Source organism: Streptomyces sp. MK37H, assembly GCF_018035285.1.
GTDB classification, from domain to species: Bacteria; Actinomycetota; Actinomycetes; order Streptomycetales; family Streptomycetaceae; genus Streptomyces; species Streptomyces endocoffeicus.
Window position 1 is genome coordinate 1 of the sequence record NZ_JAAAYH010000298.1, and the last position, 11,381, is coordinate 11,381.

Annotated in this window: 8 protein-coding genes; 5 read left to right on the forward strand and 3 right to left on the reverse strand. The window is 69.3% G+C overall.

What is annotated here, in order from left to right:
* Positions 1-1,042, forward strand: a 1,042-nt coding sequence (locus GWI24_RS31195) for a LacI family DNA-binding transcriptional regulator (protein WP_308344147.1), incomplete at its 5' end; no start/stop codon positions are given.
* A 146-nt stretch (positions 1,043-1,188) separates the two neighbouring features.
* On the opposite strand, the gene GWI24_RS31200 is transcribed toward GWI24_RS31195, so the two are convergent.
* From GWI24_RS31200 to GWI24_RS45730, 3 genes are read right to left on the reverse strand one after another with little or no spacing between them, the layout of a single operon-like run.
* Entirely contained in the window at positions 1,189-2,058 is an 870-nt protein-coding gene (locus GWI24_RS31200) for a carbohydrate ABC transporter permease (protein ID WP_247617121.1), read from the reverse strand.
* The gene (locus tag GWI24_RS31205; RefSeq protein ID WP_210949299.1) at positions 2,048-3,019 is read right to left on the reverse strand and encodes a carbohydrate ABC transporter permease; all 972 of its coding nucleotides are present in this window, start codon (positions 3,017-3,019) and stop codon (positions 2,048-2,050) included. Before GWI24_RS31205 ends, GWI24_RS31200 begins: the two co-directional genes overlap by 11 nt.
* Positions 3,016-5,370: an extracellular solute-binding protein gene (locus GWI24_RS45730; protein ID WP_308344148.1), complete on the reverse strand. Its 2,355-nt coding sequence runs from the start codon at positions 5,368-5,370 to the stop codon at positions 3,016-3,018. The genes GWI24_RS31205 and GWI24_RS45730 overlap by 4 nt, the downstream gene beginning before the upstream one ends.
* 332 nt (positions 5,371-5,702) lie before the next feature.
* On the opposite strand from GWI24_RS45730, the gene GWI24_RS31215 reads away from it, so the two are divergent.
* From GWI24_RS31215 to GWI24_RS31230, 4 genes are all read left to right on the forward strand, one after another.
* Positions 5,703-7,181: an FGGY-family carbohydrate kinase gene (locus tag GWI24_RS31215; RefSeq protein WP_210949300.1), complete on the forward strand. Its 1,479-nt coding sequence runs from the start codon at positions 5,703-5,705 to the stop codon at positions 7,179-7,181.
* A gap of 150 nt (positions 7,182-7,331) precedes the next feature.
* Positions 7,332-8,981 carry a fucose isomerase gene (locus tag GWI24_RS31220; RefSeq protein ID WP_210949302.1) on the forward strand — a complete coding sequence of 550 codons (1,650 nt, stop codon included), beginning with the start codon at positions 7,332-7,334 and terminating at the stop codon, positions 8,979-8,981.
* Positions 8,982-9,019: 38 nt separating this feature from the next.
* Positions 9,020-10,168: a DUF4185 domain-containing protein gene (locus GWI24_RS31225; RefSeq protein WP_210949304.1), complete on the forward strand. Its 1,149-nt coding sequence runs from the start codon at positions 9,020-9,022 to the stop codon at positions 10,166-10,168.
* Positions 10,169-10,202: 34 nt separating this feature from the next.
* Positions 10,203-11,381 (forward strand): DUF4185 domain-containing protein (locus GWI24_RS31230; protein WP_308344149.1); only part of this gene is annotated, 1,179 nt, incomplete at its 3' end.

Here is an 11,381-nt window from a genome sequence, read left to right on the forward strand (position 1 = left end):
GACCGTACACGGTGAAGGGATGCGGACACAGTTGGTGACGATCCATGACGTGGCGCGAGCCGCCGGTGTCTCTCCGGCGACCGTCTCGCGTGTCTTCAACGGCGGCAAGGTCACACCGGCACGTGCCCTGTCCGTGCAAGAGGCCGCGGCGGCCCTCGGGTTCGCGCCCAATCGGGTGGCGCGGTCGCTGCGCAAGCAGCGGTCCAGTGTGATCGCGCTGATCATCCCGGACATCGAGAACCCGTTCTTCACCTCGCTCGCCCGTGGCGTCGAGGACGCCGCGCAGCGCACCAGCCTTTCCGTGGTCCTGTGCAACTCCGACGAGGACACCGACAAGGAGCGCCGCTATCTGGAGGTGGCTCTCGGTGAGCAGATGGCGGGCGTGATCGTGGCGGCGGCGTCCCAGGACGAGACGGATCTGGGGCCGCTGACCGACCGGCCTGTGCCCGTGGTCGCCGTCGATCGTCGTCCGCGCGACGCCGAGGTGGACGCGGTCCGGGTCGACAACCACCACGGTGGCGAGGTGGCCACCCGCCACCTCCTCCAAGCCGGCTACCGCAGGATCGCCTGCATCACCGGGCCCGAAGGCGCCTCCACCTCCGAGGAACGGCTCGCGGGCCACCGCACGGCGTTGCGCGCCGCCCAGGGCGGCCCGGCCGCGGCCGACGACACCTACGTACGGCATGCCGACTTCCGGGTGGACGGCGGCCGCGCGGCGATGCGCGAACTGCTGGCGCTGCCCGAGCCGCCCGACGCCGTGTTCGTCGCCAACAACCTCATGACCATCGGCGTCCTCGACGCCCTCCGCGAGACCGGCCGCACCCCACCCGACGTCGGTGTGCTCTCCTTCGGGGACGTTCCCTGGGCGTCGCTGGTACGGCCATCCCTCACCGCGGTCGAACTGCCCTCGTACGAGCTGGGGCGCGCCGCGGCCGACCTCCTCCTCCAGCGCATGGACGGCAGCGTGTCGCCGGTGCAGACCGTGGTGCTGCGCACAAAGCTGCAGGTCCGGGAGAGCACGGCCGGGCCTGCCCGGAGCTGACGGACCCTGCCCGGAGCTGACGGACCCTGCCCGGACCTGATGGGGCCCTGACCCGACGGGCAGGCATCCACCCCACCCGAACAACAAACAAAGTGGCGCCGCACCAGCCCATTCGGCCCGTGCGGCGCCACTTCACCTCACATCGCTCACTTCAACCCCGACGTCTTGATCGACTCCACGATCCGCCGCTGGAAGATGAAGAACAGCACCAGCATGGGCAGCGCGGCCACCGTCGCCGCCGCCAGGATGTAGTTCCAGTTGGACGTGTACTGCGTCTGGAACGACGAGATACCCAGCTGCACCACCGTCAGGTCCTGATCACTCGTGGCGACCAACGGCCAGACAAACGCGTTCCAGTTGGCGAGGAAGAAGAAGATCGCCAGGGCTGACAGAATCGGCCGGGACATCGGCAGGACGATGTTCCAGTAGACCCGCCAGTGGCCGCAGCCGTCGATGACCGCCGCCTCCTCCAACTCCTTCGGCAGCCCCAGGTAGAACTGGCGGAGCAGGAAGATGCCGAACGCGTTGAAGATCGCCGGGATGATCAGCCCGGCATAGCTGTCGAGCAGGCCCAGCTGGCGGGCGACCAGGAACAGCGGGATCAGCACCACCGGCGCGGTGACCAGCAGCGTGGCGAAGATGGCGCCGAAGAGCTTCTCGCGCCCCGGGAAACGCAGCCGCGCCAGCGCGTAGGCGGCCATCGAGTGGAAGAACAGCGCCGCCACGGTGATCACCGTGGAGATGAAGAAGCTGTTCCACAGATAGCGGCCGAACGGCACCTCGGTGAAGACGTAGACGAAGTTCTGGAAGGTGAAGTCCTGCGGGATCAGCCGTCCGTCGGTGACGGTGGCCCGCGTCTTGAAGGACGACGTGACCATCCACAGCACGGGAAAGAGGCTGATCAGCGACAGAACGACGGCCAGGACGGTCAGTCCGGCGCGCGAGGTCAGCAGCCGACGCCGACCGGCCGCGGTGGCCGTGGTGTGGGCCCGGGTCGTCAGGGCGTCACTCGCCATCGTCGAACCTCCCGCCTCTCGTGAACTTGAAGAGCACCGCGGAGATGAGCACCATGATCAGCACCAGGAACGAGCCCATGGCCGACGCATAGCCGTACTCCCCGAATCCGAACGCCTGCTGGTAGATGTAGAAGATGGCGAGCGATGTGCCGTTGGCGGGGCCGCCGTTGGTCAGGACGAAGATCAGGTCGAGACCGCCGGTGATGGCGGCGACCGTCGACATCAGCAGGACGAAGAAGCTGGTGGGGCGCAGCAGCGGCCAGGTGATGGTGCGGAACGTGGTCCACGGCCCCGCGCCGTCCAGCTTCGCGGCCTCGTAGTACTCCTGGGGGATCTCCTGCAGCCCGGCCAGGAAAATGATCATGTAGTAGCCCATCATCACCCACACCATGACGGCGATGACACAGCCGAGGGCGAGGGACGGGCTGCCGAGCCAGGACTCACCGTCGAAACCGGCGGCGCGCATGGCCCGGTTGACCACCCCGGTCTGCTCGTCGAGCAGGAACTTCCACAGCACGCCGACCACCACCAGGCTGATGACGTACGGCATGAAGAGCATCGTGCGGTAGACGCCGACCCCGGGCAGCTTCTGCTTCACCAGCAGGCCCAGGCCCAGACTCACACAGAACAGGATGGGGACGAGGAACACCACATACAGCCCCGTGATCTTCATCGAGTCCCAGAACAGCGGGTCGTTCACCATCCGCCGGTAGTTGCCGAGCCCGATCCACTCATAGCTGCCGAAGCCGCTGACCTGGAAGAAGCTCAGCCCGAATGACAGCACCATCGGGATCGCGACGAACACCAGCAGCCCGAGCACATCGGGCGCGAGGAACAGTCCGGCGGCCAGCCACTCGCGGTGCTTGCGGCTCAGCCTCGGCCGGCGGCCTGACGTGGCGGGCGACTGCGCCGGGGCGACGGTGGCCCGGCGACGGCGCTCCTGTGCGGCGACACTGCTCATATCAGGCTCGCCCCCTTGTAGCTCTTGGTGTAGGCCGCGATGGACCGGGCGGCTCTCTCGGCGTCACTGGCCACGCCGTGGCCGGCGAGCATGGTGCCCTGGATGGCATCGGAGATCGCCTTGTAGACGACCGGGGGATAGCGCGGTTCGGCGCGGCCGCCCGGGAAGATCTCGTCCTTGAACTTCTTCATGATCTCGGAGTCGTAACCGCCCTTGGCGGAGCCGCGGTCCAGGGCGCTGTCCCGTGGCGCCACATCGGACTTGGTGCCGACGCACCACTCCACCATCCGGTTGATGGACTCGTCCTTCATGGAGCCCAGCGCCCAGACACAGAACTCGGCCGCCGCCTCGGGGTTGCGGCCCTGGGCGTTGGCGCAGAAGGACCAGCCGCCCAGCGCGGTGACGTACCGGCCGCCCGGGGGCGTGGGCAGTTTGAAGACGCCGTACCGGTACTCGGGCGCGAACGCCTTGAAGCTGGAGACGTTCCAGATGCCCTGCTGCCACATGGCCACGTTGCCGCCCTTGAAACCGCCGACCACGTCCGCGGCGGCGGGCATGGTGCGCGGCGCGATGCCGTGGCGCACCGCGTCCTGCCAGAGCCCCAGGGCCTGGCGGGTGGCCTTGGAGTCGAAGGCCACATCGCCGTGTTCGTCCAGGACCTCGCCACCGCCCTGCCACATCCACGGGTACCAGGTGAAGTTCTGGTAGTAGCCCGGACTGGTCTCGAAGACCAGTCCGGCCCGTGTCTTCGTGCGCAGCTTGTCGCCGATGTCGAGCATCTGGTCCCAGGTGGTGGGGATGTCGGCCTCCGACAGACCGGCCTTCTCCCAGACGTCCTGGGCGTAGAACATCGCCAGCGGCTCGATCTCCATGGGGAGGGCGTAGACCTTGCCGTCCACCATGCGGCTGTCGAGCGCGGAGCCGAAGTCGTCGATGGCCGCCTTCTCCATATGCGGTGTGAGGTCGGCCAGGACGCCGCCGTTGTAGTACCGCAGGAAGTCGCCGGGGGAGAGCAGGAAGATGTCCGGGCCCTCGCCGGTGGCGAAGGCGGACGGCAGCTTGAATCCATTGAGATAGGTGGGCTGCGGCAGATAGACGAGGTCGATCCGCGCCTTGTGGGTGGCGTTCCACCGGTCGACCATGTCGACGAACCACTTGGCCTGTGCGTTGACCGCCGGGTCCGGCGAGCGCTGGGGCCCGTAGAAGTTCCAGAACTGGAGGTTGCCCCCCTTCGCCCGGGCCGTGCCGCAACCGGTGAGCAGGGCCGGGGCCGCCACGGCCGAGCCCGCGCCCGCCGCCGCGGTGAGGAAACGGCGGCGTGAGGTGCCGGGGGAGGTGGCCGGGCGGGACGCTGACGACGGGGCGTCCAGGTAGAACAGCGAGGTGCTGGCGATGTCATCGCTGGTGTGCCGGTAGCGGTGCGGCAGCCCGTTGCCCTGCCCCGGGCCGATGCCGAGGCTCTGCACGGTGACGCGCAGGTCCTCGGAGAAGCGGATGGGGTCCAGGACGTGCCAGCGATACATTCCGAACCGCTGCTGGCTGTTGTACAGCCCGTCCGGGCGCAGGATCTGGTTCAGGCCCAGGTACGGGGTGGTGTAGGCGGTGTAGCCCTGGCCGGGGACGTCGAAGTTCCAGGCGCCGCCGAAGTAGTCCTCGGTGCCGGTGCCGCAGAGCGTGGGGAACTCGTCGTCCCCGTCGAGGTAGAACTTCAGCTCGCCCTCGCCCCACCAGCCGGGGCTGTTGACGCCCCAGGCCAGATAGGTGCCGACATAGCCGCCGGCTCCGGTGACCGTGTCGAGCAGGGTGTGCACCTCGCCGTACGGCACCGGGTGGCTGCGGCGCCAGTGGGCGTGGAACCAGAGGGCGTCGTCCTCGACCTCGTCCAGCTCGTAGTCCACCTGGTAGTAGAGCGTGACCTTCTCGGCGGTCAGGTTCTCCAGGGTGATGCGTGCCCTGCGGTGGAACGGCATCGGCCAGTACGCGTTGAAGCCGCCGTTGGGGTTCGCGGCGATGGGCACGGACGAGACCTGGCTGAAGGTGTTCCAGCCGTTGCAGAAGAAGTCACCGAGCGGCACCTCGACGGCCGGTTCCTCCTCGTCCTCCCAGTACATCCGCAGCAGGGTGCCCCGCCAGGCCCGGTGCGGGTCGGTGGTGCACCACAGGTGGCGGATGGTGCCCGGACCCTCGATGTCGGCGAGCACCGCCGTCGTGCCGGGGGCGATGTCGATGCTGGGAGAGATCTTCCAGCCCGGCCCCAGCCTGCTCGCCGCCACCGCTCCGGTGCCCTCCGTGGCGCGGCCGCCACCCGACTTGGCGCCGGTGATGTTCTCGGCGCTGATGGAACGGCTCACGGCACGCGTCCTGCGGGAGATGCCGTCGAGTCCAAAGGTCGTCATCGTGTCTTGCCCTCATGGGTGGGGTACGGGGTGCGCGCCGACGGGCCGGAAGAGGCACCGTGGCGCGCGGAAAACGGCGTCACCGGCGGTGCGGCGCAGCATGTCTGAAATCCATTTCACCGAAACGTAGAGCGGGCCCCAAGGGGTGTCAAGGGGTGAGACGTACGGCCGATCGCAAGGTATCGCGGGGTGTGGACGCGCGCTGCTGATATGGGTTTTCGCCAGGGCAAAGGCCATCCGCGTGGTCTCCCTTGACGCTGAAATCGTTTTCTGTCAGCGTGCTCGCCATGCCTCGCAACGCAGTCATCGGAGTGGACATCGGCACCTCGAGCAGCAAGGGCGTCCTCGTCGGTCTCGATGGCGCACTGATCCGCTCGGCCACCCGGGAGCACACGCCCGCAAGACCGGGCCCCGGCCACTTCGAGATGGACGTCTCCGTCTGGTGGCGCGAGTTCACCGAACTCGCCCGTGAGCTGACCGCCACGGAGGACACCACCGTGGTCGCCGTCGGGGTCAGCGGCATGGGCCCCTGTGTCCTGCTGACCGATGAGCACGACGCCCCGCTGCGCCCCGCCGTGCTCTACGGTGTGGACACCCGCTCGGTCCGGCAGATCCAGCGCATCGAGGCGCGGCTCGGCGCCGACGAGATCATCCGCCGGGGCGGCTCCGCCCTGACCACCCAGGCCGCCGGGCCGAAGATCGCGTGGATCGCCGAGGAGGAGCCCGAGCTCTACGCGCGGGCCAAGCGCCTGTACATGCCGAGCTCCTGGCTGGTCAGGAAGCTCACCGGGAACTACGTCCTGGACCACCACTCGGCCAGCCAGTGCACTCCGCTGTACGACACGCTCGCCGCCGAGTGGTACGCCCCCTGGGCCGCCGAGGTCGCCCCCGGGATCGAACTGCCGCCGCTGCGCTGGCCCGGCGAGGCGGCCGGCGCCCTCACCCCCGAGGCCGCCACGGCGACCGGTCTGCCCGCCGGTATCCCCGTCACGACCGGCACCATCGACGCCTGGGCCGAGGCCCTGAGCGTGGGGGCGCAGAACATCGGCGATCTGATGCTGATGTACGGCACCACCATGTTCCTCGTCCACACCGTGCCCAAGCCGCTGACCAGCCCGTCCCTGTGGGGTACGGTCGGCGCCCTGCCCGGGACCCGGAACCTGGCCGGTGGCATGGCCACGTCCGGCGCGGTGGCCAACTGGCTGAAGGACCTGTTCGCCGACGGCGACCACGCCGAACTCACCGCGCTGGCCGCCGAGTCGGGCGTCGGCGCCAACGGCCTGCTGATGCTGCCGTACTTCTCCGGCGAGCGCACCCCGATCATGGACCCCGACGCCCGCGGAGTGATCGCCGGACTGACCCTGTCCCACACCCGCGGCGACCTCTACCGGGCCGCACTCGAGGCCACCGGGTTCGGCATCCGGCAGAACATCGAGGTCATCGAGGCGGTCGGCGGTGACATCCGCCGGGTGGTCGCCGTCGGTGGCGGCACCCAGGGCTCGCTGTGGACGCAGATCGTCTCCGACATCACCGGCCGCCCGCAGGAGTTGCGCACCATCACCATCGGCGCGGGCTACGGCGACGCACTGCTGGCCGCCCAGCTCGTCGGGGACGCCTCCATCGACGACTGGAACCCGGTGCGCGAGACGGTGACGCCGCGCGCCGAACACACCGGGCGCTACGACGAGCTGTACGCCCTCTACCGGCGGCTGTACCCGGACACCGCCGCGACCGTCCACGCGCTGGCCGCACTACAGGAGCGCTGAGCGCCCCCGCGCCCGTAACGCCTGCAGCGCCCGCAGCGCTCCCAGTGCCTGCAGCGCCCCAGCGCCACCCGCGCCCGCAGCCGCCCCCAGAGCTCCCAGCGCCACTCGCGCCCCTCAACGCACCAACGACGCACCATCAACGGAGACCGCATGACCGCGTACACCCTGCCCGAGCTCCACCGGCCGCCCGCCGCCGAGCCGGCCACCGTCTACACCGTGGCCAGCGGCGACCTGCGCCCCGCAGCCAACGTCACCTGCTGGCCCACCCAGGAGAAGCTGGAGAGCGACCTAGCCGCGGCCCTCACGGACCTCGGCTGGAAGGTCCGCCGAGGCCACGCGGTGGACGAGGCCAAGGGGCACGGGTTCATCGACAGCCAGCGCGCCGGTATCGAGACCTTCAAGCACATACCCAAGGACGCCCCGCTCATCGTCGTCGAGGCCGTCTGGCAGTACAGCCACCACGTCCTCGCCGGATTGCGCGACCACCACGGCCCGATCCTGGTAGTGGCCAACTGGAGTGGCGAATTCCCCGGTCTGGTCGGCCTGCTGAACCTCGCCGGGAGCCTCACCAAGGCGGGGCGCGACTACTCGGTGCTGTGGAGCGCAGACTTCACCGACGCGTGGGCGCGCGAGTCCTTGCGCACCTGGCTGGAGACCGGCTCGCTCACCCACGACACCAGCCACGTCCGGCCCCTGCCACCCCTGCCGGGCGCGGACCCCGAGACCGAACTGGGCGTGGCCCTCGCCCGGCGGCTGCGCGAGGAGAAGGCGATCATCGGCGTCTTCGACGAGGGCTGCATGGGGATGTACAACGCCATCATCGACGACGAGTTCCTCAACCCGCTCGGCATCTACAAGGAGCGCCTGTCGCAGAGCGCCCTGGTCGCCGAGATGAAGAAGGTGTCGGACGAGGAGGCCCAGGAGGTCCGGGCCTGGCTCGACCGGGCCGGGATGACCTTCCACACCGGCACCGACGAGGCCACCGAACTCACCGACGCCCAGCTGCTCAGCCAGTTCAAGATGTACATCGCCGCGGTGCGCATCGCCGACGATTTCGGGCTCGACGCGGTCGGCATCCAGTACCAGCAGGGCCTGAAGGACACCGTCCCGGCGAGCGACCTCGCCGAGGGCCTGCTCAACAACGTCCAGCGCCCGCCGGTACGAAGCCGCGACGGCGCCCGCGAGCTCTACCCCGGCGCGCCGCTGCCGCACTTCAACGAGGTGGACGAGGGCGTCGCCGTGGACTCCCTGGTCACCAACCGCATCTGGACGGCGATGGGCCTCGACCCGGCCACCACACTGCATGACATCCGCTGGGGCGAGGAGTACGACGGCCGGTTCGTCTGGGTCTTCGAGATCTCCGGCTCGGTGCCCGCCTCCCACAACGGCGGTTACGACAAGTCGTACAGCATGCGCCAGCCCCCGATGTTCTTCCCGCTCGGCGGCGGCACCCTCAGCGGTGTCTCCAAGCCGGGCGAGATCGTCTGGTCGCGGGTGTTCCTGATGGACGGCAGGTTGCACGTCGACCTCGGCCGCGCCACGTCGGTCGAGCTGCCCGAGGAGGAGACCCGGCGCCGGCTCGACGCCACCAACCACCAGTGGCCGATCATGCACGCGGTCCTGCACGGCGTCACGCGCGACCAGTTCATGGCCCGCCACCGCGCCAACCACCTCAACGTGGCCTACGCACCCGACGCGGCGACCGCCGACAAGGCGCTGCGTGCCAAGGCCGCGCTCTTCGCCGAGCTGGGCGTCGAGGTGCACCTGTGCGGAGACGTGGCGGTCCAGCCGCAGCCGTAGCCATAGCCGTAGGAGCGCACGATTCCGAGGAGTCGCACATGGCAGCTTCATCACAACCCGTCCCCGCCGGAGTGGCGGGTGGGGAGCCCGCCGGAACCGCCGGTGGGGAGCCCGCCGGAACCGCCGGTGGCCCCGGCCGCCGCTTGGTGCTCGCCGCCGGTCTGGGCCTGGCCACGGCGGCGGCTGGGCTGACGGCGGGGGCGCCGTGGGCGAACGCCGCCGCCACCGCCATCACCGGTACGAAGGTCAGAAACCTCACCGGCCCGGCGGAGACGGGCCAGTTCGCCGCGCCCTGGACCGACCTGGGCATCCCCGTCCGCTGCCCCGACGGCACGATGCTGTTCGTGTGCGGCGACACCTTCGACGGTGGCGGCGTGGGCGGCCCCAACTGGCGGGCCCCGGTGGGCCTGCGGGCACGCCACCCCGACCTGAACGCCCTCGTCATCGACGACAGTGTGGGCGGCTCGCAGGCCGTGGGCCTGGTCCCGGAGGGCCACGAGAACAACACCACCGCCATACCGTCGGACGTCTTCACCGTCGGCAACACGATGTACATGCATCTGATGCGGGGTGTCCTGTACCAGACCCACCACTCCGACTTCTGGCGCTCGACGGACAACGGCCAGACGTGGCAGTACCTGTGCCAGTGGCCCGGCGACCAGTACGGCGGCCAGTTCCAGCAGAAGACCTACGCGGTGGCGGACGACGGCTACTGCTACGTCCTCTCCAGCGTGTTCAACCGGGACGTGCCCTCCGACCTCCTGCTGCACCGCGTCCCGCAGGACCGATTGGGCGACCCGGCGGCGTACCAGCCGTGGGGCTACGCGAACGGCGCCTGGGCCTGGGGCAACTACCCGACCACCATCACCGCCCGGCGCCGCTTCGGTGAGATCTGCTTCCGCGCGATGGGCGGCAAGTACGCCCTGACCTGGCTGAACATGGAGCCCCTGGACATCCGCGCGCAGGTCTTCCCCCTGCCGACGAGCGACTTGTTCGCCACTCCGGAGCAGACCCTCATCGTCCCCACCACTCCCGGCAATGAGTCCGGCAACGCGGTGGCCAACCCCTACGGCGGCTTCATCGTCCCGGGCTCGACCTTCGGCGACTTCCACATCGCCGTGAGCCAGTGGTACGACGACCAGAACTACCGGGTGATGCAGTACCGGATCAACGGCCTGGCCGCCTGAGGACGCCGCCACCGACACCCGCGAGGAGCACACCGTGCGACGATCCAGAGTCCTGATCACCCTGGCGGCCGGGCTGGCCGCCGTGACGATGGCGACCGTACCCGCCGTCCAGGCGGACAGCACAGGCACCGGCCACACCGAGCGCGAATCCGCCGCGGCCGCCACGACCACCAATGCCGCGAACGCCCCCGAGAGCGACTTCTTCTCCACCGTGGACATCGCCCCTGGCGCCACCATCGGCGCCCCGGCGATCGGCGACAACAAGGAGCACGGCGACCTGTGGCCGTCGTGCTGGTCCAATGATGACAACGTCTACGCAGCGTACGGCGACGGCGTGGGCTTCGGCGACACCTGGCAGGACATCGGCGTGGCCCGGATCAGCGGCACACCCGGCAACCTGGCGGGCGCCCAGCGGGCGTCGGGCGACGGGGTCGGCCGGATCTGGGGCGCCCCCCAGGACTACTACCGCAAGCCGACCGGCATGGTCTGCGTCAACGGCGACCTGTATCTCGCCGTGCAGGACCTCAAGAAGGGCACGCTGGACAACGCGCCCAGCGCGACGATCGTGAAGTCCGCCGACAAGGGCGACACCTGGACATCGGACAAGGTCAAGCCGATGTTCTCGGACCAGAAGTTCACCACGGTCATGTTCCTGGACTACGGCAAGGACAACGCCGACAGCCCGGACGGATACGTCTACGCCTACGGCCTGGACTACAACTGGCGCGACACCTTCGACCCCGACCCGGACCCCACCGACCTCTATCTGGCACGGGTGCCCGCCACGTCCATCATGGACCGTTCCACCTGGCAGTTCTACGCCGGTGACAGCGGCGGCACCCCGCAGTGGTCCGCCGGCATCGACCAACGGGTGTCGGTCCTCCATGACGACCACCGCGTCTACCAGAACGTGGGAACCGCGGGCCGGGCCAAGGACCTCAGCGTGATCAGCCAGGGCGGCGTGGTCTACAACAAGGCACTGAAGCGCTACATCTACACCTCCTGGACGGAGTACACCTACGAGTTCTACGAGGCACCCACCCCCTGGGGCCCGTGGAAGCACTTCACCCCCAAGGACTTCGGCGGCTACCCCTGGACCCACACCAAGCACGGCGGCTACGCCACCACCATCCCGTCGAAGTACATCAGCGCGGACGGCAAGTCGATGTGGCTGCAGTCCAACGTCTGCCCGTGCGGCGGCGGTTACCCGGCC

What these genes read in the sequence shown, in the direction of transcription:
- GWI24_RS31200 (WP_247617121.1), bottom strand. Translation starts at nt 2,058, where the DNA reads ATGGCGAGTGACGCCCTGACGACCCGGGCCCACACCACGGCCACCGCG.
- GWI24_RS31205 (WP_210949299.1), bottom strand. Translation starts at nt 3,019, where the DNA reads ATGAGCAGTGTCGCCGCACAGGAGCGCCGTCGCCGGGCCACCGTCGCC.
- GWI24_RS31215 (WP_210949300.1), top strand. Translation starts at nt 5,703, where the DNA reads ATGCCTCGCAACGCAGTCATCGGAGTGGACATCGGCACCTCGAGCAGC.
- GWI24_RS31220 (WP_210949302.1), top strand. Translation starts at nt 7,332, where the DNA reads ATGACCGCGTACACCCTGCCCGAGCTCCACCGGCCGCCCGCCGCCGAG.
- GWI24_RS31225 (WP_210949304.1), top strand. Translation starts at nt 9,020, where the DNA reads ATGGCAGCTTCATCACAACCCGTCCCCGCCGGAGTGGCGGGTGGGGAG.